This window comes from Daejeonella sp. JGW-45 (genome assembly GCF_029360805.1).
In the GTDB taxonomy this organism is placed as follows: domain Bacteria; phylum Bacteroidota; class Bacteroidia; order Sphingobacteriales; family Sphingobacteriaceae; genus Daejeonella.
This window is the reverse complement of the sequence record NZ_JARKNC010000008.1, coordinates 215,050-241,999: the sequence shown is the minus strand read 5'-3', so window position 1 is coordinate 241,999 and position 26,950 is coordinate 215,050. Positions and strand designations below refer to the sequence as shown.

At 44.7% G+C, this 26,950-nt stretch carries 27 protein-coding genes; 15 read left to right on the top strand and 12 right to left on the bottom strand.

Translation table 11 applies throughout. From position 1 onward, the window contains the following. Nucleotides 1–3: 3 nt before the first annotated feature. Together P2W76_RS10565 and mqnC are read right to left on the bottom strand one after the other, a co-directional pair. Nucleotides 4–780 (bottom strand): LytTR family DNA-binding domain-containing protein, encoded by a 777-nt coding sequence (locus P2W76_RS10565; RefSeq protein WP_276347792.1) that lies wholly within the window; start codon nt 778–780, stop codon nt 4–6. A 91-nt stretch (nt 781–871) separates the two neighbouring features. Next, nucleotides 872–1,996 (bottom strand): cyclic dehypoxanthinyl futalosine synthase, encoded by a 1,125-nt coding sequence (mqnC, locus tag P2W76_RS10560; RefSeq protein WP_276347791.1) that lies wholly within the window; start codon nt 1,994–1,996, stop codon nt 872–874. Between the two features lie 210 nt (nt 1,997–2,206). Between mqnC and P2W76_RS10555 the strand changes: the two genes are divergently transcribed. The 6 genes from P2W76_RS10555 to P2W76_RS10530 all read left to right on the top strand — a co-directional run bounded on the left by P2W76_RS10555 (nt 2,207) and on the right by P2W76_RS10530 (nt 9,102). After that, nucleotides 2,207–3,442: a pitrilysin family protein gene (locus tag P2W76_RS10555; protein WP_276347790.1), complete on the top strand. Its 1,236-nt coding sequence runs from the start codon at nt 2,207–2,209 to the stop codon at nt 3,440–3,442. Between the two features lies 1 nt (nt 3,443). Next, a complete protein-coding gene (locus tag P2W76_RS10550) occupies nt 3,444–4,721 on the top strand; it encodes a pitrilysin family protein (RefSeq protein ID WP_276347789.1) in 1,278 nt (425 codons plus the stop codon). Between the two features lie 129 nt (nt 4,722–4,850). Then, entirely contained in the window at nt 4,851–6,320 is a 1,470-nt protein-coding gene (gene guaB / locus P2W76_RS10545; protein ID WP_276347788.1) for an IMP dehydrogenase, read from the top strand. Between the two features lie 8 nt (nt 6,321–6,328). Beyond that, entirely contained in the window at nt 6,329–6,913 is a 585-nt protein-coding gene (locus tag P2W76_RS10540; RefSeq protein WP_276347787.1) for a TIGR00730 family Rossman fold protein, read from the top strand. A 391-nt stretch (nt 6,914–7,304) separates the two neighbouring features. Next, entirely contained in the window at nt 7,305–8,165 is an 861-nt protein-coding gene (locus P2W76_RS10535; protein WP_079701860.1) for an RNA polymerase sigma factor RpoD/SigA, read from the top strand. Nucleotides 8,166–8,319: 154 nt separating this feature from the next. After that, nucleotides 8,320–9,102, top strand: a complete 783-nt coding sequence (locus P2W76_RS10530) for a PhzF family phenazine biosynthesis protein (protein ID WP_276347785.1) — start codon at nt 8,320–8,322, stop codon at nt 9,100–9,102. Between the two features lie 128 nt (nt 9,103–9,230). Here P2W76_RS10530 and P2W76_RS10525 read toward each other — a convergent pair whose 3' ends face one another. Then, a complete protein-coding gene (locus P2W76_RS10525) occupies nt 9,231–9,938 on the bottom strand; it encodes a TIGR00730 family Rossman fold protein (protein ID WP_276347784.1) in 708 nt (235 codons plus the stop codon). A 15-nt stretch (nt 9,939–9,953) separates the two neighbouring features. Next, the gene (locus P2W76_RS10520; RefSeq protein WP_276347783.1) at nt 9,954–11,462 is read right to left on the bottom strand and encodes a sodium:solute symporter; all 1,509 of its coding nucleotides are present in this window, start codon (nt 11,460–11,462) and stop codon (nt 9,954–9,956) included. Between the two features lie 139 nt (nt 11,463–11,601). Here P2W76_RS10520 and recR point away from each other — a divergent pair, with 139 nt between their 5' ends. Next, nucleotides 11,602–12,219 carry a recombination mediator RecR gene (gene recR, locus P2W76_RS10515; protein ID WP_276347782.1) on the top strand — a complete coding sequence of 206 codons (618 nt, stop codon included), beginning with the start codon at nt 11,602–11,604 and terminating at the stop codon, nt 12,217–12,219. 17 nt (nt 12,220–12,236) lie between these two features. Further along, nucleotides 12,237–13,052: an SDR family oxidoreductase gene (locus tag P2W76_RS10510; protein ID WP_276347781.1), complete on the top strand. Its 816-nt coding sequence runs from the start codon at nt 12,237–12,239 to the stop codon at nt 13,050–13,052. A 56-nt stretch (nt 13,053–13,108) separates the two neighbouring features. Here P2W76_RS10510 and P2W76_RS10505 read toward each other — a convergent pair whose 3' ends face one another. Next, nucleotides 13,109–13,972, bottom strand: coding sequence for an SDR family oxidoreductase (locus P2W76_RS10505; protein WP_276347780.1), 864 nt, complete (start codon nt 13,970–13,972; stop codon nt 13,109–13,111). A 120-nt stretch (nt 13,973–14,092) separates the two neighbouring features. Here P2W76_RS10505 and P2W76_RS10500 point away from each other — a divergent pair, with 120 nt between their 5' ends. After that, nucleotides 14,093–14,383 carry a DUF3817 domain-containing protein gene (locus tag P2W76_RS10500; protein ID WP_276347779.1) on the top strand — a complete coding sequence of 97 codons (291 nt, stop codon included), beginning with the start codon at nt 14,093–14,095 and terminating at the stop codon, nt 14,381–14,383. A gap of 98 nt (nt 14,384–14,481) precedes the next feature. Here P2W76_RS10500 and P2W76_RS10495 read toward each other — a convergent pair whose 3' ends face one another. Beyond that, nucleotides 14,482–15,381 carry a YitT family protein gene (locus P2W76_RS10495; RefSeq protein ID WP_276347778.1) on the bottom strand — a complete coding sequence of 300 codons (900 nt, stop codon included), beginning with the start codon at nt 15,379–15,381 and terminating at the stop codon, nt 14,482–14,484. Nucleotides 15,382–15,593: 212 nt separating this feature from the next. Between P2W76_RS10495 and trpD the strand changes: the two genes are divergently transcribed. From trpD to trpA, 4 genes are read left to right on the top strand one after another with little or no spacing between them, the layout of a single operon-like run. Next, nucleotides 15,594–16,580, top strand: a complete 987-nt coding sequence (trpD, locus tag P2W76_RS10490; protein WP_276347777.1) for an anthranilate phosphoribosyltransferase — start codon at nt 15,594–15,596, stop codon at nt 16,578–16,580. Then, entirely contained in the window at nt 16,577–17,227 is a 651-nt protein-coding gene (locus P2W76_RS10485; protein WP_276347776.1) for a phosphoribosylanthranilate isomerase, read from the top strand. The genes trpD and P2W76_RS10485 overlap by 4 nt, the downstream gene beginning before the upstream one ends. Nucleotides 17,228–17,265: 38 nt before the next feature. Next, nucleotides 17,266–18,474, top strand: a complete 1,209-nt coding sequence (gene trpB / locus P2W76_RS10480; RefSeq protein ID WP_276347775.1) for a tryptophan synthase subunit beta — start codon at nt 17,266–17,268, stop codon at nt 18,472–18,474. A 17-nt stretch (nt 18,475–18,491) separates the two neighbouring features. After that, nucleotides 18,492–19,262, top strand: coding sequence for a tryptophan synthase subunit alpha (gene trpA, locus P2W76_RS10475; protein WP_276347774.1), 771 nt, complete (start codon nt 18,492–18,494; stop codon nt 19,260–19,262). Nucleotides 19,263–19,296: 34 nt separating this feature from the next. Here the strand turns inward: trpA and nhaA are convergent, their stop codons facing one another. Beyond that, nucleotides 19,297–20,469, bottom strand: a complete 1,173-nt coding sequence (nhaA, locus tag P2W76_RS10470; RefSeq protein WP_276347773.1) for a Na+/H+ antiporter NhaA — start codon at nt 20,467–20,469, stop codon at nt 19,297–19,299. Between the two features lie 78 nt (nt 20,470–20,547). After that, a complete protein-coding gene (locus P2W76_RS10465) occupies nt 20,548–21,168 on the bottom strand; it encodes an L-threonylcarbamoyladenylate synthase (protein WP_276347772.1) in 621 nt (206 codons plus the stop codon). 75 nt (nt 21,169–21,243) lie between these two features. On the opposite strand from P2W76_RS10465, the gene P2W76_RS10460 reads away from it, so the two are divergent. Both P2W76_RS10460 and P2W76_RS10455 read left to right on the top strand, forming a co-directional pair. Continuing rightward, nucleotides 21,244–21,726, top strand: a complete 483-nt coding sequence (locus P2W76_RS10460) for a VOC family protein (RefSeq protein ID WP_276347771.1) — start codon at nt 21,244–21,246, stop codon at nt 21,724–21,726. 103 nt (nt 21,727–21,829) lie between these two features. After that, nucleotides 21,830–22,357, top strand: a complete 528-nt coding sequence (locus P2W76_RS10455; protein WP_276347770.1) for an ORF6N domain-containing protein — start codon at nt 21,830–21,832, stop codon at nt 22,355–22,357. 73 nt (nt 22,358–22,430) lie between these two features. On the opposite strand, the gene asnS is transcribed toward P2W76_RS10455, so the two are convergent. From asnS to P2W76_RS10435, 4 genes are all read right to left on the bottom strand, one after another. Further along, entirely contained in the window at nt 22,431–23,879 is a 1,449-nt protein-coding gene (gene asnS / locus P2W76_RS10450) for an asparagine--tRNA ligase (protein ID WP_276347769.1), read from the bottom strand. A 128-nt stretch (nt 23,880–24,007) separates the two neighbouring features. Further along, a complete protein-coding gene (locus tag P2W76_RS10445) occupies nt 24,008–24,397 on the bottom strand; it encodes a cytochrome c (protein ID WP_276347768.1) in 390 nt (129 codons plus the stop codon). Beyond that, nucleotides 24,387–25,037, bottom strand: coding sequence for an SCO family protein (locus P2W76_RS10440; RefSeq protein WP_276347767.1), 651 nt, complete (start codon nt 25,035–25,037; stop codon nt 24,387–24,389). Before P2W76_RS10440 ends, P2W76_RS10445 begins: the two co-directional genes overlap by 11 nt. Nucleotides 25,038–25,076: 39 nt before the next feature. Further along, on the bottom strand, nt 25,077–26,813 hold the full coding sequence (locus P2W76_RS10435; protein WP_276347766.1) for a phospho-sugar mutase: 1,737 nt from the start codon (nt 26,811–26,813) through the stop codon (nt 25,077–25,079). Between the last annotated feature and the right edge of the window lie 137 nt (nt 26,814–26,950).

The following is a 26,950-nucleotide window of genomic DNA, read 5'->3' as shown; positions in this document are numbered from 1 at the left end:
AAACTATTTCCTGAATATTCGCCTGGCTGTTTCCATAAATTTAGGTGATTTACGTCTTGATACAGTATGTTCAGAACCGTCTGACATCTTCACTACTAATCCATTTTTATTGGAATAACTAATCATATGTCTAAGGTTAATTATTCTGGATTTATGGATGCGACAAAAGTCACAATCTTCCAGTATACTTTCATACTCTTTCAGGTGTTTTGAAACCACTATTTTGTCACCAGGTTCGGTATGAAATGTTGAATAATTACTGTCCGCCAGTATATACATTATACTAGAGACGTCTACCACATGAAATCCATGGGTGTGAGGCAGATTGATTTTTCTAATCGCTTTGATCTCATTCATGTTTTCATGAAGGCTGTTGTAAACCATCGCATGATTGTTAAACTGTGCCGCGCTCATTGATCTAAGCGTTCTCCATTCGTCTGCCTTTTTTATAGCAGTGTGTAGCTCGTCTTTATCTATTGGTTTTAAAAGATAGTCAACTGCACTTGCCCGGATAGCTTTCACCGCGTGTTGATTGTACGCAGTAGTAATTATCACTGAAGTCGTGTTTTTCTCTAGATCGGGGAAAAGACTAAAGCCGTCTTCCAGAGGCATGGAGATGTCCAGAAACACGAGGTCGATTTTTTCGGACTTTAAAATTTTTCTAGCCTCGGCAACAGACCGGGCGATACCTTTGACAGTTACCTGCGGGCACTGCTGTTTGATAAGAAAAAACAGAGCTTGTCTTGCATATTCCTCATCGTCTACAATAATTGCGTTCATAGGTGTAATGGTTTGGTTTATATTACACCAAAGTAAAATTATTTTCACTGAAAAATAAATTTGACTGAGGGAACGGTCAGGGAACGGTATGCTAGTATGTAATTATCTGTTGTTCAGTTAGTTCCGGAAGATCGCGAAATTCATATTGCTGGGTGCGTAACTGGGGTTCGAAACCTGCTTCACGGATAGACTCCTGAATTCCCTGAGAAGTGAACCGATGCGGCGCCCCTGCTGCGGAAACAACATTCTCCTCGATCATAATCGATCCAAAATCGTTTGCTCCCGCTTGCAGACATACCTGTGCGACCCGCTTTCCTACCGTAAGCCAGGAGGCCTGAATGTTTTTTATGTTTGGAAGCATAATGCGGCTCAGAGCAATCGTACGAATATATTCATCCGGCGTAACCTGATTAGTGATCCCGCGCACTTTTTTCAGCAAAGTTCCATCATCCTGAAATGGCCAGGGAATGAACGCAATAAAGCCTTTGGTACCGGTGGGTTTCTCAGATTGCACTTCCCTCAGCCAAACTAAATGTTCAAAACGCTCTTCCAAAGTTTCTACATGGCCAAACATCATGGTAGCAGAAGTTGTGAGACCTAATTGATGAGCAGCACGCATTACATCCAGCCATTCCTTTCCACCACATTTTCCCTTAGAAATTAACCGGCGTACCCGGTCGTTTAATATTTCTGCCCCCGCGCCCGGTAATGAATCGAGTCCGGCCTCTATTAACGCCGCTAGGACTTCTGTATGACTTATCCCTTCCAACTTTGCGATATGTGCAATTTCCGGCGGCCCAAGGGAATGAAGTTTTAAAGTAGGATATAGTTGTTTTAGTTCTTTGAACAGGTCCACATAAAATTGAAGTCCAAGTTCAGGATGATGTCCCCCCTGAAGCAATAATTGTTCGCCCCCGTATCGGAAAGTTTCTTCAATCTTTTGTTTGTAGGTTGCAATGTCGGTGATGTAACTCTCATCGTGGCCCGGCCTTCTGAAAAAATTGCAGAATTTACAATTAGCTATACACACATTCGTGGTATTTACATTGCGATCGATTATCCACGTGACCTTACCATGAGGCACCTGTTTCTTACGAAGCTCATTAGCAACGTACATCAATTCCGGCGTACCCGCATGTTTAAAGAGAAACACACCCTCTTCAGCAGAAAGAAACTCAAAGTTCAAAGCGCGGGTAAGTAGGTCTGAAGTATTCACACAGCAAAGATACGTCGCAAATAATAAATTGAAGAATGAGCGGGAGTTGAAGCGCGCAATCTGACTTTCGTGTGAAATTTTATCAAGTTTTGCCTATCGCTATTAAAGATCTATGCTTAAGCCTAACGAATTGATTGAGAATTCATTCACTCTTTGATTCTCCATTCCCTCTAATTTCCCTAATTTAGCAGCTGATACTATTTGAATCCTATGGTTTCTTTTGAACGCTTTACACTTGATAATGGGCTGAGAGTTTTGGTCCATGAAGACTCTACTACACCAATGGCGGTGCTAAATATATTGTACGATGTGGGAGCGAGGGATGAAGATCCGGAACAAACCGGCTTTGCACATTTGTTTGAACATCTGATGTTCGGCGGATCAGTCAACATACCATCATATGATGAGCCTTTGCAACGAGTTGGCGGAGAAAATAATGCGTTTACAAGTAATGATATTACCAATTATTATATCACACTCCCCGCCGTAAATCTGGAAACAGCTTTTTGGCTTGAAAGTGACCGGATGCTTAAGCTGGCTTTTTCTGAAAGGAGCCTCGAAGTCCAAAGGAATGTAGTAAGCGAAGAGTTCAAACAACGTTATTTAAACCAGCCCTACGGTGATGTCTGGTTAAAGCTCCGGCCGCTGGCTTATAAAGAACACCCTTATCAATGGGCAACAATAGGAAAATCACTGAAGCACATTGAGGATGCTACCATAGATGATGTCAAAGCTTTTTTTCAGAAATTTTATAATCCAGCTAATGCAATTATGGTAGTTGGCGGTAACGTAAATATGAAAGAGGTTAAAAGGCTTTCCGAGAAATGGTTTGCAAATATCCCGGCGTATAAAAAAGTCGACCGCAAACTTCCGGTCGAACAGCCACAGACGGAGGAACGTACCGAAACTGTTAAGGCGAACGTGCCTCTTGACGCGCTTTACAAAGTGTTTCATATGCCTGCACGAACGGATAAGGGTTATTATGCAGTCGACTTGATTTCAGATATTTTATCAAGGGGAAACTCTTCTCGTTTATTCAGGGACCTGGTAAAAGAAAAGAAGCTTTTTAGCGAGATCAATGCGTATCATACGGGTAGTTTGGACGCAGGTTTATTTGTGGTTGAGGGGAAGCCTTTACCGGGGGTTTCGATGGATACAGCAGAAAATGCTATCTGGGTTGAATTAGATCGTCTGAAGAACGAAACAGTGCCGGAACAGGAGTTAACCAAGGTTAAGAACAAGATCGAATCAACTATGGTATTTTCCGAGATGAGCCTGCTGGATAAAGCAATGAATCTTGCTTACTTTGAGCTTCTTGGGGATGCCGGGCAACTCAATACTGAAACAAATAAATATCTTGCTGTAAGCGGTGAGGAGGTACAACAGCAGTCCCGTAACATTTTTAGAAAGGAAAATTCCTCTACCTTATATTATTTAGCGAATTAATATGACCGATAGAACAGTGGCTCCGGTTTTCGGACAGGTTGAAAAGATAGAGTTAATAAAGGCGGAACCATTTGTTCTTAGCAACGGTTTAAAGGTCTTTAGTATTAGCGGGGGAGAGCAGGATTTGGTTCGCATCGAATTTATATTCGAAAATGTAAACTATGACCCTAAAAAGCCTTTGCAGTCATACGCTACAAATGCAATGCTTAACGACGGTACTAGTGAACTGAGCTCTTCAGAAATAGCAGATAAAATAGATTACTACGGGGCGTTTTTACAGACAGATTACAGTAATGACCAGTCCACCGTTACGCTTTATTCACTTAACAAGCACTTGTCTGCCACGCTCCCCATTGTTAAAGCAATCGTTTCTGATTCAATATTTCCCCAAGAAGAAATCGATACTTTGATTCGTAACCAGAAGCAAAAGCTAAGCGTAAATCTGGAAAAGAACGATTTTCTTAGCCGGAAGATCTTTAATTCCGTCCTGTTTGGAAATAGTCTATATGGATATGATATCCGTTCTGAAGACTATGACAAATTGACTCGCGTTCATTTGCAGGACTATTTCAGCCTTGCTTATCAGCCGGAAAATTGCACGGTAATAGTGTCAGGAAAAGTAAACGACAAAACTTTAAGCCTCATCGATGATCTTTTCGGGAAAGACTGGTCAGGAGGAAGGAACATTTCTCAAAACAAATTTGATTTTTTCCCCGGGAGCGGCCAGGAGCACTACGTGGAAAAGGCGGATGCTTTACAATCAGCGATTCGCCTGGGTAAAATTGCGATCAACCGGTCCCACTTTGACTTTCCAGGGATGCAGGTATTAAACACGGTGCTTGGTGGGTATTTCGGGTCGCGTCTGATGGCCAATATCCGGGAAGACAAGGGCTATACCTATGGAATCGGATCGGCCTTGGTGTCGATGAAAAACGCTGGCTATTTCTTTATAGCTTCAGAGGTAGGGGCAGATGTCTGTTCTCTGGCGCTCGATGAAATTTACAAAGAGATCGAGCTATTAAAGAAGGAGCCTGTACCTGAAGAAGAATTAGCTTTAGTACGAAATTATATGCTTGGTTCAATGCTGGGTAGTCTCGAGAATGCTATGTCTCACGCCGACAAATTTAAAAACATATATTTCTCCGGCCTCGGATATGATTATTACGAAAAATACATCAGAACGGTGAGGAGTATTACCCCTGGCGAGCTGTCGGAATTAGCTAATAAATACTTGGATTGGGAAGGGTTTGAAAAAGTAATCGTAGGAAAAAAGGTGTAAGATCAGATATAATGCTTTAAATTCTCGTCAGATCACAATGCTGTATCGGATGCATCGTGATAATTCTTCCAATTCACAATAAAATATCTTATCTTTGCCCGGCAAGTAATAACCCACAATTATTTGCCCATGCAACTCGATCCAAATAAATTCGTATCTGAAGGTCTAACGTACGACGACGTCCTTTTAATTCCTGCTTATTCAGAAGTACTGCCACGTGACGTGGATACAAGCACCTATTTTACCCGCAATATCAGGCTGAATGTGCCTATAGTTTCTGCCGCAATGGATACAGTTACCGAATCCGGCCTGGCGATAGCTATTGCCCAGGCAGGTGGGATAGGAATGCTTCATAAAAATATGAGCATTGCCGCACAAGCTGATGAAGTGCGTAAGGTAAAGCGGTCGGAAAGCGGTATGATTCAGGATCCGGTAACCTTGAACGAGGATGCCTTGCTTTCAGATGCGTTCGTTATTATAAAAGAATACAAAATTGGGGGTATTCCGGTTGTAGACGCTGACCATAAGCTGGTGGGGATCATTACTAATCGTGATCTGCGTTTCCAAAAGGATCTCAAACGACCTGTTCGTGATGTAATGACAAAAGAGAGCCTCATTACAGCTCCGCAAGGTACCACATTATCGCAGGCCGAACTTATCCTTCAGGATTATAAAATAGAGAAGCTACCCGTTGTTGATAATAATGGGCATTTGATCGGACTGATTACCTTTAAGGATATTCAAAAGTTTAAAAATTATCCTAAGGCTTGCAAGGATGAGCACGGTCGTCTCCGGGTTGGAGCAGCTGTTGGCGTTACTCCCGATACAATGGAACGTGTCGGCGCTCTTGTTAAAGCTGGTGTGGACGTTATAACGATCGATACAGCACACGGTCATTCAAGAGGCGTTATAGAAAAGCTAAAAGAGGTGAAGTCCAAATACCCCAATCTCCAGGTTGTAGTTGGAAATATCGCCACAGGTGAAGCTGCTATCGCGCTGGCTGATGCCGGAGCAGATGCAGTAAAGGTTGGCATCGGGCCTGGTTCCATCTGTACCACGCGGATTATTGCAGGTGTTGGGGTTCCCCAATTATATGCCGTTTATGAATGTGCAAAGGCCCTGGAAGGACGCGGAGTTCCCGTAATTGCGGATGGTGGAATTAAGCAAACAGGTGATATAGCGAAGGCAATAGCAGCGGGAGCAAGTACAATTATGGCTGGTTCATTGTTCGCAGGTGTGGAAGAGTCTCCCGGTGAAACCATTATCTATGAAGGCCGTAAGTTTAAGTCTTATCGTGGTATGGGTTCTATCGAAGCAATGGAACAAGGCTCAAAGGACCGTTATTTCCAGGACGTGGAAGATGATATCAAGAAGTTAGTCCCTGAGGGCATTGTCGGCAGGGTTCCGTTCAAAGGTTCGTTAGCTGAAGTAATGTACCAGTTGATTGGCGGTTTACGTGCCAGCATGGGCTATTGCGGATCGGCCACCATTGAAGATCTGCAGAACGCAAAATTTGTTAAAATTACCGCTGCGGGAATGCGTGAAAGCCACCCTCATGATATTACCATTACCAAGGAAGCTCCTAATTACAGCCGGTAAAATTAACCATGAACTCTATTTCTGTTTTCTGTGGTGCCAATTTTAACGGTGATCCAGCGCTTCTCAAAGCAGTAAATGATCTGGCCGACGTATTTGCTGACAGGAATATTACATTAATATTTGGCGGCGGCCGGGTAGGAGTGATGGGTCTTATTGCTGATGCAGTTTTGGAACGCGGAGGGAGGGCCATCGGCGTAATCCCGCAATTTTTGATGGATAAGGAAGTTGGTCATTCTGGATTGACTGAGCTGATCATCACGACGAATATGCATGAACGCAAGCAGAAGATGGCCGACTTATCTGACGGTGTCATCACACTGCCGGGCGGCTTCGGAACCCTCGAGGAATTCTTTGAGGTTTTAACCTGGCTGCAATTAGGGCTCCACAATAATCCTATCGGGTTATTAAATATTGATGGTTTCTATGATCCGCTTCTGGCACAAATGGATATTATGGTCGAGAGAAAATTCTTAAAGCCACTTAATAGGAACCTCGTATTAAATCATTCAGATCCCCAAACCCTGGTGAATATGATGGAAGATTTTGATGGAGACCCGGATGAGGTTTGGTTTCAGGTTAGAAACTTAACCTAGTTCGATTATAATCTTAAAAGATCTGGTGTTGTAGAGGCTTCAACCTAAAGGAGGCGATTAATTCTCAATATGAGTAAAAATTCCTCAGAGTAAAATTCTTTTCCAAGACGATAGTGTATATTGGACACCTGGTTTAGGATCATTTCTTTGTGGGTTTGTTCATTGTTAAATGTCGTAACACTGCAGTAAATTAAAATATGGTGCCTTGGCTCATAGTATATTAAAATTTTATGCGGCTTTTTGCGTTAATATGGAATGATTTTTGTACTATAAAAAACATACTAATTTCCACGTAAATCCTTAAAAATCAGCTAAATTTTCACTTAACTTGTCGTTAAAATGGCATATTTGTTTAACTTTGCAGACTTTTAAAGGGAGTATTTATTCATAAATGAGACAACTCAAAATAACCCAATCCATTACCAACCGTGAATCCCAGTCGCTAGACAAGTATTTACACGAAATTGGTAAAGTAGATTTAATTACAGCCGAAGAAGAAGTAATTCTTGCACAGAAGATCAGAGAAGGCGATCAGGCCGCTTTGGAAAGACTAACCAAAACCAATTTACGTTTCGTTGTATCAGTTGCAAAACAGTACCAGAACCAGGGGCTGACCCTTGGTGACCTGATCAATGAAGGCAACCTCGGTCTGATCAAAGCAGCAAAACGTTTTGATGAGACTAAAGGATTTAAATTCATTTCTTACGCGGTTTGGTGGATCCGTCAGTCTATTCTGCAAGCAATAGCCGAGCAATCGAGAATTGTGCGCCTTCCCCTGAATCAGGTGGGCTCATTAAGTAAAATCAGCAAGGCTTTCTCACGGCTTGAGCAGGAGTATGAACGCGAGCCGTCACCGGAAGAGCTTGCGGATAATCTCGAGACAACAGTTGAAAAGATTTCTGATACTTTAAGCAACTCAGGTCGCCACGTTTCTATGGATGCACCATTTGTGCAGGGAGAAGAAAATACGCTTCTTGACGTTCTGGAGAATAGCGATCCAAATACGGATAGCAACCTGATCAATGAGTCATTGTCCGAAGAAATTAAACGGTCTTTGTCGACCCTGACTGAAAGGGAGCGGGAAATTATCGTCCTATTCTTTGGATTAAGTACAAACCATCCTCTGTCCTTAGAGGAGATAGGTGAGAAGTTTAATCTTACCCGGGAGCGTGTGCGTCAGATCAAGGATAAAGCGCTTCAGCGGCTGAGACATACTTCAAGAAGTAAAATTTTAAAATCTTATCTGGGATAATCAGTATCCGATATCGCGGTAGTAAATATAGAGACCGGACATATGTCTGGTCTTTTTTTTGTGCTTTTTTGTGGCGGTACTGCAAGGATGGAACATCGTATTCTTCCACTAATGAGGCATTTGTGAAATCGTTATATTTGGAAAAAATAAGAAGATGATAATTCCGATCTACCAGGTCGATGCATTTACCGATATTTTATTCGGCGGTAATCCTGCAGCAATATGCCCGCTGACTGAATGGTTGCCTGCGCCGGAAATGCAGAAGATCGCAGCTGAGAACAATCTGGCGGAAACCGCATTTTTTATCCCACAGGGAAATGACTTTGAGTTAAGATGGTTTACACCTGAAGTTGAAATCGATCTTTGCGGACATGCGACGCTCGCCACTGCTCATGTACTTTTTACCTTATTAGCTTATGAACGGGAGGTGATTCATTTCCATACGCTGAAAGCAGGCACGTTAACGGTTCACAGAAATGGCGATAAGTATATGATGGACTTTCCAGCAAGAGTTCCTAACGCTTCCCAGGCGCCCCCGGGGCTGATTGAAGCGCTTGGCGGCAATCCTGTTGAAATCTTGCGTTCCAGGGATTACTTTATAGTTTACGAGAAGGAAGCTGATGTAACATCGCTTGACCCCGACTTCCTTGCTTTAAGTAAGATCGACTCAATTGGCTTTATTGCTACCGCTCCGGGCGATAATAGTGATTTTGTATCCCGCTTCTTCGCCCCAGCCGCGGGAATTAATGAAGATCCCGTAACGGGTTCTGCCCACTGTAACCTTATCCCATATTGGGCCGAGCGTTTAGGGAAGAATGATATGCATGCGTATCAGATCTCTGCGCGGCGTGGAGAGTTGTGGTGCCGGCTTAAAGGTGATAGGGTCCTTATGTCCGGAAGGGCTGTTACCTATTTGAAGGGGGAGATTTTCATCTGACTAAAGAGCAAAGAACAAGGAGCAAGGACATAGGGGGCGAGCAATTAAGTTGATTGCTGATACAGTTGAAAAGAGTAAGGATGAATGGGGGCTTGTCTTTATTCTTTAATCTTTGTTCCTTGATCCTGTTAAAAATTCGGTTTCAATACATACTTGTCATAGAACCTGAAGATGTGTTCTGTCGCCTCTTCTGCGGTATCGACCAGCCTGAATAAGTTAAGATCATCTTCATTAATGTTTTTCTGATCCTGCAGCATAGTTGTCTTCACCCAATCCATCAGACCAGACCAGTAAGATTTCCCTACCATTACTATCGGAAAACGGGCGACCTTTCCGGTTTGAATAAGGGTCAGCGCTTCAAACATCTCGTCCATTGTTCCAAATCCTCCCGGGAGCACAATAAAGCCCTGAGAGTACTTCATAAACATCACCTTACGGATAAAGAAGTAATCAAACTCAAGGATCTTATCGCGGTCGATATATTTATTATGGAACTGCTCAAAAGGCAATTCAATGTTCAGTCCCACAGATTTGCCGCCGGCTTCATAGGCTCCTTTATTTGCTGCTTCCATAATTCCGGGGCCGCCACCGGAGATTACTCCATAGCCTCTTTCTGTTAGAAGGCGGGCGCAATCTTCGGCTAACTTGTAGTAATGGTTCTCGGTAGAAGTTCTGGCCGAACCGAATATGGAGACGCAGGGCCCAATCTTAGCAAGCTTTTCAAACCCGTCTACGAATTCGGCCATGATCTTAAAGATCTGCCAGGAGTCTGTAACTTTTATTTCCTGCCAGTTTTTATTCTCAAAGGCACTTCTTATTTTATCGTCACTTGTCATACGCACTGTACAGTATTAAAATTGGGTTTTAGCGGTTGTAGGTCTGCTGATCAGCAGCAGGCCAATAAAGGTGATCAATCCATTCACCACGATAAGTTCGTTATCAAAGGCATAGCCGCCCATCAGGGTAGCTGAATATTTATTCAGCAGGAAGCAAATTGCAGGCGAAGCGAGGCAAATGATAGGAACTACCTTATCATCGACGCCCCGGTTCTTCATAAACAAGCCAAAACCGTACAGACCGAGGAGCGGACCGTATGTGTAGGATGCAACCGTGAAGATCGCACTTACTACGGCGGCGTTATTGACCGCATTAAACAGGATTATTACAAGGAACATCAGTATGGAAAAGCCTATGTGCACCAAATGCCGTGTCCGCACCACAGAAGGTGCATTCAGATCTTTTTTCTTCGCAAATCCAAGAAAGTCCACACAAAAGGACGTTGTTAGTGCTGTAAGCGCAGAATCAGTTGTTGCAAAGGTTGCGGCAGTAAGGCCCAGCATAAAGACCACTCCTGGTATTAGTGTGAGATGATTAAATGCAATTTCAGGAAACAGGAAATCGGTTCTTGGTTTGCCTGTAACAGCATCTACCGGAATTTCAATACCGTTTGTTGTCGCATATACATATAGCAAAGCCCCAACACTTAAGAAGAATATATTTATAACTACGAATACGGCGGTAAAGGTGAACATGTTCTTTTGGGCTTCCCCGATGTTCTTGCAGCTCAGATTCTTTTGCATCAGATCCTGGTCGAGCCCGGTCATGGCGATGGTTACGAAAATACCCCCTAGCAATTGCTTGCTGACGTGGAACTTACTCGTCACAAAGTCTTCATAGAAGAATATTTTGGAGTATCCGCTGTTCTTTATAGTTTCAAACGCCTCAGCAATGTTCAATCCGAGGCTGCTGCAAATAAAATAAATAGTTAGTATTACTGATGAGACCAGGAATAAGGTTTGCAAAGTATCGGTGATGATGATAGTTTTCAGACCTCCCTTGAACGTATAAGACCATATTAAACCAAGGGATATCAGTACCGTAGCCCAGAATGGTACGCCATAGGAATCAAAAATAAAGCGCTGTAATACGATTACGACCAGGTACAAACGGAATGCAGATCCGATCGTGCGGCTCAAAAGGAATATACTGGCAGCTGTTTTATAACTATACGTTCCCAGCCTTTCTTCAATATAGGTATATATCGAGGTCAGTTTCATCCTGTAATAAAGCGGCAGGAGGACCGTAGCGATAATTATGAAGCCAATAGCATTACCAAGGACGAACTGAAAGTACTTGAACTCATTACCTGCCGGGTTTCCAACCTCCCCGGGGACGGAAATAAATGTAACGCCCGAAAGCGCGGTTCCAATCATTCCAAAAGCTACCAGGTACCATTTGGAATTCCTGTTGGCTGTAAAAAAGGTAGAATTATCCGAAGACTTTTTAGAGGTAAAATACGATATACCTATCAGCATCAGGAAGTATGCTACAAGAAAGCTTAATAAGATTGATGGCTCCATGTTAATTTTAGATAAGGGGCTAAATTAATAATTAAGTTCTTAATACGAATTAATTGACTGGTATTGTTTCACTGGTTTAGCGTGGCAAATTTATGAGCTAAATATCCGGAAAGATTATTTTTTAGAATTAAATTTGTAAATGAATTTTTCCTCAAAGCTGCTGGAGAATGCAGTTAATGAATTTACAACATTACCAGGTATCGGACAGAAGACTGCATTAAGATTAGTACTACACCTTCTAAATCAGCCTCAAGCCGAAGTCGAAAAATTCAGCGACACTCTTTTACGACTCAGAAACGAGATCCGTTTTTGCGAAGTCTGCCACAATATTTCAGACCAGAAGATCTGCGAGATATGCAGCGCAGTGAAGCGGGATAAATCGCTTATTTGTATTGTAGAAGATACCAGGGATGTGATGGCTATAGAAAACACTGGTCAATATCATGGTGTTTATCATGTGCTCGGCGGACTAATTTCGCCAATGGACGGCATCGGCCCCTCGGATCTTAAAATTGAAAGCCTCGCAGACAGGGTGCGGAAAGGTGAAGTTACCGAAGTGATACTTGCTTTAAGTACGACGATGGAAGGCGACACCACAATATTTTATCTGTATAAGAAGCTGAAAGATAGCGGCGTCCAGATCAGCGCAATCGCCAGGGGCATCGCTTTTGGCGGCGAATTAGAATATGTTGATGAAATAACGCTCGGGAGGTCTATCGCGACCCGTGTCCCATACGAAAATACGCTTGCAAAATAGTATGTAAACTCCCCCTGATGGATTTGAAAAACAAAACAGTTATAATCACCGGAGCTTCATCCGGTATAGGAAAATCATGTGCGGAAGAGTTCGCCCGCCGTGGCGCAAACCTGATGCTGGGCGCCAGGCAGTATGTCACCCTGTGTGAGATTGCGCAGGATCTCGAAAAGCGTTATGGTGTAAAAGCGGTTGCACTCCAGTGTGATGTTTCCAAGGAAGATGATTGTAAAGCTCTAATTGCGCAAGCTCTGGCCACCTTCGGGCGGATCGATGTGCTGATCAATAATGCGGGAATTTCCATGCGTGCGCTTTTTGCCGATGTAGATCTCGGGGTTTTACGTAACCTGATGGACGTGAACTTCTGGGGAGCGGTTTATTGCACTAAATATGCCCTGCCTGAGTTGCTGAAGAATAGAGGCTCGGTTGTAGGGGTTTCGTCTATTGCTGGTTATAAAGGTTTGCCCGGCAGAACCGGGTACTCCTCTTCCAAGTTTGCTCTGAACGGATTTTTGGAGTCATTAAGAGTGGAGAACCTTAAAACAGGCCTGCATGTTATGGTAGCATCACCAGGATTTACAGCCTCCAATATTCGTTATTCGGCCCTGGTAAAAGATGGAAGCGCGCAAGGCGACACCAGCATGGAAGAGGGGAAGATGATGACGTCCGGCGAAGTCGCTGTAATTATTGCTGATGGAGTGGAAAAGAGGAAACGTTCACTGATTATGACCAGCCAGGGCAAACTAACCGTGTTCCTGAGTAAATTCCTTCCTTCATTTCTTGATCGATTAGTTTATAATCACTTCACTAAGGAGAAGGATCCGTTGATAGGATAATTAAGAATTACATTTTTAGCTGCAGTTTCCCTAAAGCCTATTGCCTAATACCTCATTTACCCATTGATAAGTTCTCCACCGTTAACATGTACAACCTGGCCGGTTATATAGGATGCATCTTCACTTGCAAGAAATACATAAGCCGGGGCAATTTCAGAAGGCTGACCAGCGCGTCCCATAGGAACTTTCTTACCAAACTCACGGATCTCTTTTTCATCAAAACTGGCAACGATCAAGGGCGTCCATACCGGCCCGGGAGCGACAGCGTTCACCCGTATCATCTTTGGGGCGAGATTCTCGCTGAGTGAGCGCGTAAAGCTAACTATGGCTCCTTTCGTGGAGGAATAGTCGATAAGGTGAGGACTGCCGCGGTAGGCCGTCACTGAACTGGTGTTTATGATATTGTCTCCTTCTGTCATGTGCTTCAATGCAGCCTGTGATAAAAAGAAATAAGGGAGGATATTAATGTTGAATGTTTTCTCCAGTTGTTGCTTACTGATCTTCAAAAAATCATCCTGCGGAAACTGCTGGGCGGCATTATTAACGAGTATATTCAGCTCGCCGAATTTTGATATGGTCTGTTTAATGATCCTGTCGCAAAACTCTTTCTTGCTGACGTCGCCTTTAAAGAGAATACATTTCCTGCCAGCATCTTCAACCAGCTTCTGCGTTTCTAGGGCGTCTGTGTCTTCGTTAAGGTACGCAATAGCAACATCTGCACCCTCAATCGCAAAATGAAGCGCTACAGCCCGGCCGATACCGCTATCGCCGCCTGTTATTAATGCCGTCTTATTTATCAGCTTGCCGGCTGCCTTGTATCCCGGATTGATATATTCTGGCTTTAGAGACATTTTTTCCTCTATTCCAGGTTGCTTACTTTGCTTCTCTTTGCCGGAAAAAGATCTTGGCTTTGCTTTCATACCTAGAAAACGGACCTGACCTGTTATTGTTTGGGTGTTTTTCTATAGCATCCTTACTTTTCCATGATCTTAAGCCCTCGTATAATCCCTATTTTTGTCCCTAAATTATTATTCAATGTCATGTTTGAAACCCCCCTTAGCCGTTTTCGTCTTGTAGCCTTTTTAGAGGGCTGTTCTTTTCTTCTTATAGGATTAACCATGATCCTTAAATACAAATACGCTATGCCCGGTCCAAACTATGTTGTTGGTATGGCCCATGGCGTTCTCTTCATATTATATGTTGGGATGTTATTGCACGTAGCCTATGTATATAAATGGTCCTTCATGAAGGTGACATTAGGTTTTCTGGCTTCGCTTGTTCCATTTGGAACCTTTTATGCTGACAAGAAGTTGTTTAGAGCCGGGGAATGAGAAGTGAGAAGTGAGAAACGAGAGTTGAAGGGGGAGCAATTAGTGCAATAGAACAGCGTTTAGAAACTTATAACGTAAAACAATTACGTAGAACTTCTCTAATGCAGCGGCCTCGGTTTAATTATCCCGCCTTTGGTATCACTGATGGTGCTCATTACAATAAAAGCCTTATGATCGATCTGGTCGATCTCCTGCTTTAGTTTTGACACCTCCAAGCGTGTGATCACAGTAAAGATAATATCGATGTCCTTGCTTTTGAACTGGGCAGATTCAAATCCGCGTTCACCTTTATAAACGGTGACTCCACGTCCCAGATTCTTGGTTATGGCTTCCCTGATCTGAGCGCTTTTAGCAGACACAATAGTTACACCGGTATACTCCTCGATTCCCTGAATAATAAAATCAACTGTTTTAGATGCTGACAGGTACGTCAGGATGGAGTAAAGAGCATTCTCAATTCCCAGGACGAACGCTGCAAGAAGAAATATAACAACGTTTATTAACAGGATGATGTCGCCCATGCTCAGGATACTCTTCCTGTTTAAATAAACTGCCAGGATCTCTGTGCCGTCTATTACACAGCCGCCCCGTATTGCAAGTCCAATGCCAGCTCCAAGAAAAAAGCCGCCGAATATAGCAGTGAGCAGCTTGTCATCCGTAATTACGGGGAAGTCTACGAAAAATATAGTTGCAGCGAGTACAACAATGGCAATAGAGGTGCCGATTGCAAAGCGCTTGCCGATCTGCCTGGCTCCCAGGATAATAAAGGGAGTGTTAAAAAGGACCAGCCAGACAGAAACAGGAATACCGGTAGACTCATACGTAAGCTGGTATGTTAATAATGATATGCCCGTAATGCCGCCATCTATGAAGTGATTCGGCAGCAGAAAGCCTTTTAGTCCAAAACAGGCGAGAGCCACTCCAAGTAAAATTAGAAATGCCTTGCCTGCATTAATCTTATACTGCAGTCTTCTTCTCGATCTTCTTGTGGCTTTCATTTTCTAAAATTACTTAAAAGGTTTGCAGCTAAAGAAAAGATTATCCATATTTGCTTTATAAGATGAACGCAAATAATTTATATACAAAATGGTGGTGGCGGATTAACAATCAATCGGCGATCATAGAGCGTATATAGTATTCAATATAAAAGAAACTAAATATGAAGGGTTGCCTAAGGGCAGCCCTTTTTTTTTAATAAAATACTGAAGAAGTGAAGAAAATACTAAATCATTTGTTTGAGCAAAAGACGTTTGGACGGGAGGAAGCTAAAGAAATCCTGACCAATATTGCGTTGGGCAAATACAATCAATCGCAGATGGCAGCCTTTATGGCAGCTTACTGCATGAGGAATATAACCGTTGAGGAGCTTGAGGGCTTCAGAGACGGGATGCTGGATCTCTGCCTGAAACCTAACCTTCAGGACTATGAACTGATAGATCTCTGCGGGACCGGCGGCGATGGTAAGGACACGTTCAATATCTCAACACTTGCCTCATTTGTCGTGGCGGGTGCGGGGTATAATGTCGCAAAACACGGTAATTATGGAGTCTCTTCGGGATGCGGATCCTCCAACGTGATGGAATTCCTGGGATATACATTTACAAACAAGCCAGACGACCTCAGGCGAAACCTGGATGACGCGGGCATTTGCTTCCTGCACGCACCGCTCTTCCACCCCGCGATGAAAAACGTTGCACCTATACGTAAGGAGCTTGGCGTAAAGACTTTCTTTAACATGCTGGGCCCTATGGTTAACCCCGCCCAGCCCAGGAACCAGTTGGTGGGGGTGTTCAGCCTGGAACTGGCACGCTTATATGCCTATCTGTATCAGAAGTCATCATTAAATTATACCATTCTCCACGCCCTCGAGGGTTACGATGAGATCTCTCTAACCTGCGATTTTAAGACTTTCTCAGGAAAAGGGGAGCACATTCATTCTATCTCGCAACTTGGATTCGAAAAGATAGATCCTTTAAAGATCAGCGGAGGAAGTACAGTAGAAGATTCAGCAGGCATATTCAAAGCCGTACTAAACGGCGATGGCACTGCAGAGCAAAATAGTGTGGTGGTCTGCAATGCTGCTATCGCCATCCGGACTATCAAGCCAGAAACTTCGTTTGCCGACTGTTTCTACGAAGCCGAAGAGTCCCTGATAAGTAAAAAGGCACTGACAAGTTTTAAAAAATTGGTAGCATGATCATTAAAGTGTGTGGCATGCGGGAAGCGGTTAATATCCGGGAACTTCAGGAGCTTAAGCCTGATTATATGGGCTTTATATTCTACCCGCATTCAAAAAGGTTTGTCGGTGAGCCTGATGCCGAACTGCTCGCTTCAATCGATAGCGGCATAAAAAAGACAGGTGTTTTTGTGGACGAAGCAATGGATGAGATTGCTGACCGGGTTATAAAATACAACCTCGATGCGGTTCAGCTGCATGGCAGGGAAACAGCAGAATTCTGCCGCTCGTTCAGGAAGTTCATTCAGAACATGCAGACGAACAAGCGCATCGAAATTATAAAGGCGTTCGGTATTTCAGCTGATTTCGACTTTAGCATCCTGGCCGGCTATGAAGATTTTGTGGACTATTACCTGTTTGATACCAGGACGGCAGAGCATGGTGGCTCAGGGATTTCGTTCGACTGGAGTGTACTGGAAAATTATCATGGCAAGAAAGGCTATTTTTTAAGCGGAGGGCTTAGTGCAGAAAATATAGCCGGAGTAAAGAAGCTGAAGGATGCGAGGCTGTACGGCGTTGATCTGAACAGCAAATTTGAAACAGCACCGGCGTTTAAGGATATAAAGGGTTTGAGAGAAGTGTTTAAGGAATTAAGAATTAAAGACTAAGAAGTCCTATTCACTATAAATACAGTGACACAACAGATATGAACAAAGAATTTATAAAGAGCTCAGTGAACTGGGGGGTAAATGACCAGGGTTATTACGGTGATTTTGGAGGAGCGTATATCCCCGAGATGTTATACCCAAACGTAGAGGAATTAAGGCAGAAATATCTGGAGATCATCTACGAGCCGTCCTTCCAGGACGAGTTTCACCGCCTGCTCAAAGATTATGTCGGGCGGCCTTCGCCATTATTCCCGGCCGAGCGACTATCTGCCAAATACGGGGCTAAGATATACCTTAAGCGCGAAGACCTTAATCATACGGGTGCCCACAAGGTAAACAACACAGTTGGGCAGATCCTTCTGGCGCAGCGTCTCGGGAAAAAGCGTATCATTGCTGAAACCGGTGCGGGGCAGCATGGAGTTGCCACGGCTACGGTTTGTGCCCTTGTTGGTCTTGAATGCGTGGTTTATATGGGTGAGGTCGATATTCAGCGACAGGCACCCAATGTAGCAAGAATGAAAATGATGGGGGCTACTGTTATTCCGGCTACGTCTGGCAGTAAAACCCTGAAGGACGCTACCAACGAGGCTATGCGTGATTGGATCAACAACCCGGTGGATACCCATTATATCATCGGATCGGTGGTAGGTCCGCACCCATATCCCGACATGGTAGCACGGTTCCAATCCATCATCTCTGAAGAAACGAAACTGCAGCTGAAAGAAAAAACAGGATCCGAGTATCCGGATATTGTAATGGCCTGCGTTGGTGGAGGAAGCAATGCAATAGGGATGTTCTACCATTTCCTTGACGACGAAAACGTGCGACTGATAGCTGTAGAAGCAGCAGGTAAGGGCGTCGATAGCGGGGAATCAGCTGCGACGACAGCACTTGGTAAGGAGGGAGTACTTCACGGCAGCCGGTCTATACTAATGCAGACCGATGATGGCCAGGTAGTAGAGCCTTACTCAATTTCAGCAGGCCTCGACTATCCCGGTATCGGTCCGCAGCACGCACACCTGTTCAAAGCAGGGCGCGGGGAGTATGTAAGTGCTACAGACGACGAGGCGATGGAAGCCGGGAAACTGCTGGCCGAACTGGAAGGGATCATTCCTGCCATTGAAAGCGCGCATGCACTTGCCCATTTAGAGAAAATGAAATTTGAAGGGAATGAAACTGTCGTGATCTGTCTTTCCGGACGCGGTGATAAAGACCTGGATAACTACATGAAACATTTCAACCTTTAAAATCCAGTCAAATCAGAATGAACAGACTTAACGAACTCTTTAAGAATAAGAAAGAACCCATATTATCAATTTACTATACTGCCGGATATCCGAACCTTGACAGTACACTGGATATAGCCGAAGCGCTGGAAAAGGGTGGTGCCGATTTTATAGAGATAGGTTTTCCTTACTCTGATCCGGTTGCCGATGGCCCTGTAATTCAGGCAAGTTCACAGCACGCCCTGGATAATGGAATGACGTTGTCCATACTATTTGATCAGTTAAAGGATCTCAGGAAGCGGGTTTCTATACCTATCCTGTTAATGGGCTACGTAAACCCTGTTCTTCAGTACGGAATTGAAAATTTCTGTAATAAGGCAGCCGACGTAGGCGTGGATGGCGTGATCGTTCCTGACCTCCCTATGTATGAGTACGAAAACTTATATAAGAGCTGTTTCCTTGAAAACAATCTAAGTAACATCTTCCTGGTCACCCCGCAAACCTCTGAGGAAAGGATCAGGAAAATTGACGAACTCAGCAGCGGGTTTATTTACCTGCTGTCCTCATCATCGACTACGGGCAAGGACCTGAAAGTGTCAAATGAGGCTGACGCCTATTTCAAGAGAATCAAAGACATGAACCTGAAAAACCCTACAATGATAGGATTTGGTATATCTGATCAGAAGAGCTTTAACAAAGCCGCCGAGTATACCCGAGGCGCTATTGTCGGAAGCGCCTTCGTGAAGTTTCTCGCAACAGATAAGGCCCTGGAAAACGTAGGGCAATTTTTGAAGGGAATAAGAGCTTAGGTAAGAGTCGGCAACTACCGGTCATCCCGGTTTCCTATTTCTTAGCTCCGCTTAAGCTTTTCAGGTAAACGAATCCCAGTATACCCGCGGCAACAGAAGCTGTCAGAATAGCAAACTTTGCCTCAGTTTGATAAAGAGGATCTGCGAAAGACAACAGTGCTATAAAAATAGACATTGTAAATCCGATCCCGGCAAGCATTCCCAGTCCTATAATATGCTTCCACCCCGCTCCGGAAGGCAGAGAAGCCATGCCCAGTCTAACCGACAGCCAGGAGAATAAAGTTACGCCCAGCGGTTTTCCTATCATCAAGCCGCAGATAATACCCAGTCCTAATGGACTGGTTAAGCCGTCCAGCATGGCGCTTTCAAACCGGATATTTGTATTCGCCAGGGCAAATATGGGCATGATAAAAAAGTTAACCGGCCGGGCTATGAGATGTTCCAGCTTCTCCAGAGGGGACTCACTGGCCGTTGTATTCGTCGGAATGGTAAGGGCAAGCAGGACTCCCGAAATAGTGGCATGAATGCCTGAATGATGGACAAAATACCACAAGAATAGTCCCGGAATAATGTAAAATATGAGCCTCGTTACACCCGCCCGGTTCATAGCAATAAGTAATGCTAGGATGCCTGCAGAATAGGCGAGCTGGCTCCAGTGCAGTTCGTTAGTGTAGAACACCGCGATCACCAATATCGCCCCAAGGTCATCAGCGATAGCCAGGGCAGCAAGGAATATTTTGAGAGAGGCGGGCACGCTCTTGCCCAGCAAAGAAATAACGCACAGAGCAAAAGCAATATCTGTTGCCATTGGGATTCCCCATCCGGCCGACGTGGAGCCATTAAGGTTTAAAACGGCATAGATCCCGGCAGGAAACAACATCCCTCCAAGGGCTGCGAATATAGGCATCGCTGCCTTTCGTGGTGATGACAGCTCTCCTTCAATTATTTCCCGTTTGATCTCTAATCCTACCAGGAGGAAGAATACAGCCATCAGGGCATCGTTAATCCAGAGGATTACCGGGTACCGCAGACTAAGAGTACTGTTACTAAACCCGATCTGGGTATCCAGGAAGTTCTGAAACGATTCACCCGCTGCCGAGTTCGCTATAATTAAAGAGATAATTACACATAAAAGAAGGATCACTCCCCCGATTTGTCCGGATCTTAAGAAATCCTGAAATGCCTTTAGGTTAAAACGATTTGCCATTGGCTGTAAAAATACACTTTAAGCCGACAAATCAAATATTGCTTCATATTTGATACGCTAAAACGTATCACGTACAACTTAAAGATACAGCTCCAGGTCGCCCTTTCCCTGGCGGATGATCTCGAAAGCACCTTCACTGCAGTCAACAACGGTGGACGGCTGATTATCGCCATAGCCACCGTCAATAACGAGGTCGACCAGGCTTTCATATTTCTCATGAATCAGCTCCGGGTCTGTAGAATACTCGATGATCTCATCATCATCATGGATGGAGGTAGACATGATTGGATTACCCAGCATCTCCACGATGCAGCGGGCAATGTTATTGTCCGGCACCCGGATACCCACCGTCTTTTTATTTGAACTCAGAAGTTTAGGTACGTTCTTGCTCGCGTTAAAGATAAACGTAAAGGGGCCGGGCAACGCCTTCTTCAGGATGCGGTAGGTTTCGTTATCTATGGGTTTGGTATAATCTGAGATATGCCGGAGGTCATAACAGATAAAAGAAAAGTTCGCTTTTTCGGGTTTGATGCCACGTATCCTGCAAATCCGTTCAATAGCTTTCTGATTGGTGATGTCGCAGCCCAGTCCATAAACCGTATCGGTAGGGTAGATAATTACACCGCCTTTTCTGAGGACTTCAACCACCTGCTGAAGGCTTTTCTCATTCGGGTTCTCAGGGTAGATCTTGATAAGCATGATTAAAAGTACTAAATTAACTTCTGCTGGGACAACAGCAGACAGGGCGACTTGTTCAAATAAATATAAAAAGGCATGACCTACAAAATTCCTGATTCGACCCGCATAGGGCACGTACATCTGAAGGTTTCAGATATTGAGCGCTCGCTTTCCTTCTACCAGGGCATCCTGGGGTTTGAGATCACGCAGCGTTATGGCAGCCAGGCTGTCTTTATCTCAGCCGGCGGCTATCATCATCATATCGGATTAAATACATGGTACTCAAAGGATGCAGCTCCGGCACCCAAACACGCCCCCGGTTTGTTCCATACGGCTATTTTATATCCTGAAAGGAGAGACCTTGCCCTGGTTTTGAAACAGCTGCTGGATGCCGGCTATCCCCTCACAGGCGCGTCTGATCATGGTGTTTCAGAAGCTTTGTATATGGATGATCCCGACGGAAACGGCGTGGAACTTTATTGGGACAGGCCGAAGGAGGAGTGGCCGGTTGACTCAGACGGGAATTTGATGATGGTAACGGAGGCGCTTGATTTGCAGGAGTTGCTGGGGACGATCTAACCGGATGCTAACTAGTTAGATACAAATTAAAGCGAGGTCAGCGGGTTGAGAAAAATACAATTAGCTTTCCCATATATAAGAATGACAGGCTAATCGTATCAAAATGGAACTAGTAGTACCTGACGAAATTGTATTAAGCAAGATATACTACCTCAGAGATCATAAAGTTATGCTTGACAGCGATCTGGCTGAGCTCTACGGTGTGGAGACCAAAGCGTTAAATCAGGCTGTATCACGTAATAGTAAAAGGTTTCCAAACGATTTCATGTTCCAGCTCGATGAAACAGAATGGATTAGTTTGAGGTCACAAAATGTGACCTCAAAGAGGGGCGGTCGTAAATATCTTCCTTATGTATTTACAGAACATGGTGTCTTGATGCTATCAAGTGTTCTTAACAGTGAAAGGGCTGTTAGTGTGAATATTCAGATCATGCGAATTTTTACACGGATGCGTAATCTGCTGGTTAATAATGCAGAGTTACTAGCTGAAATAGCAAAGATCAAAAACAAGCTCGATCATAATGACAGGAATATGGAGGTCGTATTCGGCTATTTGGATGAATTAATTAATAAAAGTAAACAGGGCAATGTCCCCCGCAAACGAATTGGGTTTAAGCCAGATGATATCTAGCAGTAGGTATTAGGATTTATACATTCATTCGGTTGTTACGTCAAATCCTAATACCTAAACCCTAATACCTCATTTAAAACTCCGCATTCTTCGGAGTCCTCGGGAACGGGATCACATCCCTGATATTCGTCATACCAGTAACAAACAGCACCAGGCGTTCGAACCCGAGCCCGAAGCCAGCATGCGGCGCAGTACCGAAACGGCGGGTATCCAGGTACCACGACATCTCTTCAGCAGGGATATGGAGGTCTGCCATGCGGCCCTCCAATTTGTCCAGGCGCTCCTCACGCTGTGATCCGCCGACGATCTCACCAATGCCGGGGAAAAGAATATCCATAGCAGCTACCGTCTGGCGACCTTCAGCATCCGGCTCGTTCATGCGCATATAAAAAGATTTGATCCCGGCAGGGTAATCAGTTAATATAACCGGTTTCTTAAAGTGTTTCTCAACAAGGTAACGCTCATGTTCCGACTGCAGGTCGGAACCCCAGCCTTCAATAAGGTATTTGAATTGCTTCTTCTGGTTAGGCTTCGAGTTCCGCAGTATATTGATCGCTTCCGTGTAGGTCAGGCGCTCAAAGTCATTGTCAAGACAGAAATTGAGCTTAGCCAGGAGGTCGAACTCCGAACGTTCGTTCTGCGGTTTTTGTTTCTCTTCCTCCTGCAGGCGTGTGCTCAGGAACTCTAACTCGTCAGAACAATTGTCAATCGCATAGCGGATCAGGTATTTTAACAATTCTTCCGCCAGGTCCATATTGTCTTTCAGATCATAGAAAGCCATTTCGGGCTCTATCATCCAGAACTCGGCCAGGTGACGGGTAGTGTTTGAGTTCTCTGCCCTGAACGTCGGCCCGAAAGTATATATATCGCCGAAAGCCATTGCAGCAAGCTCACCCTCAAGCTGCCCGGAAACAGTCAGGTTGGTAGCTTTACCAAAGAAATCTTCCTTATAGTTTATGCTGCCGTCTTCATTCCTCGGGATGTTATCCGGGTCGATAGTAGAAACCCGGAACATCTCACCGGCGCCCTCCGCGTCCGAAGCGGTGATGATCGGGGTATGCATATAAACGAAACCCCTATCATTAAAGAACTTGTGAACGGCATAAGCCAGTGCATGTCTTACTTTAAATACGGCGTTAAATGTATTTGTGCGAAAACGCAGATGCGCTATCTCACGCAAGAACTCAAGGCTATGCTTCTTAGGCTGGAGGGGGAACTTATCAGCATCGCTGTCGCCCAGGATCTCCAGTCCGCTAACCTTGATCTCTACTCTTTGCCCCTTGCCCATGGAAGCCACCAGTTCGCCGCTTACAGATACAGCAGCTCCGGTAGAGAGCCGCTTAAGAAGACTTTCGTCTGTCGAATTAAAATCAACCACAGCCTGGATATTATTGATGCTGGAACCATCATTGATAGAAATAAATTGGTTATTCCTGAAGGTTTTAACCCAGCCCATAACAGTTACCTGTTGCCCAAACTCTGTAGTGTTTAAAAGATCTTTAATCCGTGTACGCTTAGCCATGTGTTTTTATTGAGCTGCAAAAATACAAATCGGTTTGTTAACCACAACGGGGAAAGTGTTCCCGCTTTCGCGGGAATGACAATTGGTGCGCGATGTCATTCAGCGTAAGCTGGAACTCCAAGTCCGGATCACTTACACCCCTCCATATCCCCCTTAACTCGTTCCTGATCATAAAATCCCTGCTTATTCCCAAACGAATTGGTGATGTAGACAATCACCTGTGCGATATCAATTTCGGCCAGGGCCGGATTTGCTGGCATCTCATTACGGCCGTTCCTGATTATGCAAGCAAGAGCAGGTTTGTTTTTAGTAAGGCTCAGCGTATCTGTAAGGGGAGGGTATAACTTGCCGAGTCCCTCGCCGTTCGCACCGTGGCAGTTCTGGCAGTTCTTCTCGTAAATACCCTTGCCATTCACAAAATAACGTTGGTAATCAAGCTGCTGCTCACTGCTGCACGACTGAAAAAGGGCCGCTCCGGCCGTGATGGTCATCAGGATATAGATGATCCTATTTCTCATTCAGGTTCTCTTCCTTAAGAAGTTTCTCCATATCAGCCATCATCAGCTTTACCTGGTCGGGCTTAGTACCGTCGTATGCCCCGCGAAGCCGTTTTTTTGTATCGACCAAAACAAACCAGCCCTGGTGTACCAGCCCTTGTTTATCGCTGGCATCCTCGTAGGCCGCTACCAGGTAGCTTTTTGCAGCAACATTAAAAATGGAATCACGGGAGCCATGAACGAAGGCCCATTTATCGCTTTCTACCCCAAGCTTATCGGCATAAGCCTTCAGGCGCGACGGCACATCATACTTCACGTCGATGGAGTGTGAGAGTATCTTAACGTGTGGATTGTCCTTATACTGTTTGTATACCTCCATCATGTTCCGGTGCATTACCGGGCAAATGGTATTACAGGCTGTAAAGAAGAAGTCCGTCACGTAGATCTTATTCTCAAAGTCCTTATCGCTAATAACCACGCTGTCCTGATTCAGGTATGCGAATGGGGCGATAGTTTGGTAGATTGTATCCACTACGGTCTTGCCATCAACTATTTTTTCAACCGGTGCGCGCTCTCCTAATATGGGAAGTTTACTTTCAGTCTTATTAGAACAGGCTTGAAGGAAGCATATAGCAGTAGCAAATAATAATAGATATTTCATACCCGCAAATATACTCGCTTAGCGGGCAATTACCTTACATCAGGCAGTCAGATCTGCCATAATTTTGTCTATTTTCTCGTCCTGCATTCTATTTTTGACTTCGAACTCATTCTTGTCGTTCAGGTCTGTCTTCACACTGCAATAGAATTTGATCTTGGGCTCAGTTCCCGACGGGCGCGCGGATATAATGCAGCCATCTTCGGTGATGAACTGCAGGACATCTGATTTGGGATAATCAAGAACCTGAGAAGTTCCGGTGAGCACATCAGTCTGCTTTCCAAGTTCGTAATCCTTGAGGGCCACTACCCGCGAGCCTCCCAGCGTTGCCGGAGTATTTGTTCTGAACCGCTGCATCATGGCCTTGATCTCTTCTGCTCCGGATTTACCCTTCATGGTAATAGACACGAGTTTTTCTTTATAGAACCCGTATTCCTGGTACATATTGAGCATCGCTTCGTAAAGGCTGCTTCCCTTATCTTTATAATAGGCGGTCATCTCGGCAATAAAGGCACACGAAACCACCGCGTCCTTATCCCGCACCAGGTCGCCCACCAGGTAGCCGTAACTCTCTTCCCCGCCGGCAATAAAGGTCTTCTTACCCTGCAGTTTCGTCATGATAGCCCCAATCCACTTAAAACCCGTCAGCGTTTCAAAGAATTCTACGTTCTTAGATCTTGCTATATCAATGATAAGCGGGGTGGTTACGATCGTCGAAACAATGTATTCATTGCCGGTCAGCTTGCCTTGTTCCTCCCACACGCTCAGCATATAATTGATCAGCAGGCTGCCGGTCTGGTTGCCGTTAAGAAGAATAAATTCGCCCTTGTCATTCTTAACAGCGATACCCACACGATCGGCATCGGGGTCGGTGGCAAGAACCAGGTCGGCGTCAATTTCAGCTGCCTTGGCAAGCGCCAGTGTCAGGGCTTCTTTCTCCTCCGGGTTGGGGTAAACCACTGTTGGGAAATTACCGTCGGGCGTAGCCTGTTCCTCTACGATGGCCACATTCGTAAAGCCGAACTGTTTCAGCGCTTTAGGCACCAGCGTGATGCCTGTCCCATGGATCGGCGAATAAACTATTTTAAGATCATGCTGGCGTTTTATCGCATCCTGCGACACCGAAAGCTCTGTGATCTTATCCAGGTAAAGCCGGTCTATATCTTCGCCGATCAATTCGATATTGGCATCTACCCGCTCGAATTTCACATTATCAATGCTGCCAACAGCGGCAACCTCGTCCATCACCATGCGGTCGTCGGGAGAAGTGAACTGCCCGCCATCTGCCCCGTAGGCCTTGTAACCATTATATTCTTTGGGATTGTGCGAAGCGGTGAGCATTACCCCGCTTTTGCAGCCCAACTGCCGGATTGCAAATGAAAGCTCAGGCGTAGGCCTCAGCTCCTTAAAAAAATAGACGTGGATACCATTGGCCGAGAACACCTCGGCGGTAACCTTGGCCAGGTAATCAGACAAGTTCCGGCTGTCGTGCGCAACAGCAACCTTAATCTCCTCACCAGGATACTTCTTCAACAGGTAATTACACAGTCCCTGGGTAGCTGCGCCAATGGTATACTTATTCACACGGTTAGTTCCGGGCCCCATTGTTCCGCGTAAGCCCCCGGTGCCAAACTCGAGGTCGCGGTAAAACGAGTCTGTTAACTCGACGTGAGACTGAGCGTCGATCAGCGACTGTATGCTAGCTTTTGTGTCGGGATCATAGCTGCCATTAAGCCATAGATCTATCTTGTTTGAAACTGTAGGTTCCAGTGTTTGCATAAGAATTCGTTTAAACTGCTGTTAGTGTTATAGGTACACAGCCCTGGATCTGCCTGATTGTTGCAATTAAATTGGATCAAGGGCAAAAATTAAGCTACTTTTTCCTATTTTTAGCAGCTCATTGCACAAGTATAGAA

Coding starts and splice junctions, on each gene's coding strand:
- P2W76_RS10485 (WP_276347776.1), top strand. CDS start 16,577: ATGATCATTAAAGTGTGTGGCATGCGGGAAGCGGTTAATATCCGGGAA.
- P2W76_RS10440 (WP_276347767.1), bottom strand. CDS start 25,037: ATGAAATATCTATTATTATTTGCTACTGCTATATGCTTCCTTCAAGCC.
- P2W76_RS10500 (WP_276347779.1), top strand. CDS start 14,093: ATGTTTGAAACCCCCCTTAGCCGTTTTCGTCTTGTAGCCTTTTTAGAG.
- guaB (WP_276347788.1), top strand. CDS start 4,851: ATGCAACTCGATCCAAATAAATTCGTATCTGAAGGTCTAACGTACGAC.
- P2W76_RS10565 (WP_276347792.1), bottom strand. CDS start 780: ATGAACGCAATTATTGTAGACGATGAGGAATATGCAAGACAAGCTCTG.
- P2W76_RS10555 (WP_276347790.1), top strand. CDS start 2,207: ATGGTTTCTTTTGAACGCTTTACACTTGATAATGGGCTGAGAGTTTTG.
- P2W76_RS10495 (WP_276347778.1), bottom strand. CDS start 15,381: ATGAAAGCCACAAGAAGATCGAGAAGAAGACTGCAGTATAAGATTAAT.
- P2W76_RS10445 (WP_276347768.1), bottom strand. CDS start 24,397: ATGAGAAATAGGATCATCTATATCCTGATGACCATCACGGCCGGAGCG.
- P2W76_RS10525 (WP_276347784.1), bottom strand. CDS start 9,938: ATGACAAGTGACGATAAAATAAGAAGTGCCTTTGAGAATAAAAACTGG.
- recR (WP_276347782.1), top strand. CDS start 11,602: ATGAATTTTTCCTCAAAGCTGCTGGAGAATGCAGTTAATGAATTTACA.
- P2W76_RS10535 (WP_079701860.1), top strand. CDS start 7,305: ATGAGACAACTCAAAATAACCCAATCCATTACCAACCGTGAATCCCAG.
- asnS (WP_276347769.1), bottom strand. CDS start 23,879: ATGGCTAAGCGTACACGGATTAAAGATCTTTTAAACACTACAGAGTTT.
- P2W76_RS10520 (WP_276347783.1), bottom strand. CDS start 11,462: ATGGAGCCATCAATCTTATTAAGCTTTCTTGTAGCATACTTCCTGATG.
- trpB (WP_276347775.1), top strand. CDS start 17,266: ATGAACAAAGAATTTATAAAGAGCTCAGTGAACTGGGGGGTAAATGAC.
- P2W76_RS10505 (WP_276347780.1), bottom strand. CDS start 13,972: ATGAAAGCAAAGCCAAGATCTTTTTCCGGCAAAGAGAAGCAAAGTAAG.
- P2W76_RS10435 (WP_276347766.1), bottom strand. CDS start 26,813: ATGCAAACACTGGAACCTACAGTTTCAAACAAGATAGATCTATGGCTT.
- P2W76_RS10460 (WP_276347771.1), top strand. CDS start 21,244: ATGACCTACAAAATTCCTGATTCGACCCGCATAGGGCACGTACATCTG.
- P2W76_RS10455 (WP_276347770.1), top strand. CDS start 21,830: ATGGAACTAGTAGTACCTGACGAAATTGTATTAAGCAAGATATACTAC.
- trpA (WP_276347774.1), top strand. CDS start 18,492: ATGAACAGACTTAACGAACTCTTTAAGAATAAGAAAGAACCCATATTA.
- P2W76_RS10530 (WP_276347785.1), top strand. CDS start 8,320: ATGATAATTCCGATCTACCAGGTCGATGCATTTACCGATATTTTATTC.
- nhaA (WP_276347773.1), bottom strand. CDS start 20,469: ATGGCAAATCGTTTTAACCTAAAGGCATTTCAGGATTTCTTAAGATCC.
- P2W76_RS10550 (WP_276347789.1), top strand. CDS start 3,444: ATGACCGATAGAACAGTGGCTCCGGTTTTCGGACAGGTTGAAAAGATA.
- P2W76_RS10540 (WP_276347787.1), top strand. CDS start 6,329: ATGAACTCTATTTCTGTTTTCTGTGGTGCCAATTTTAACGGTGATCCA.
- P2W76_RS10510 (WP_276347781.1), top strand. CDS start 12,237: ATGGATTTGAAAAACAAAACAGTTATAATCACCGGAGCTTCATCCGGT.
- P2W76_RS10465 (WP_276347772.1), bottom strand. CDS start 21,168: ATGCTTATCAAGATCTACCCTGAGAACCCGAATGAGAAAAGCCTTCAG.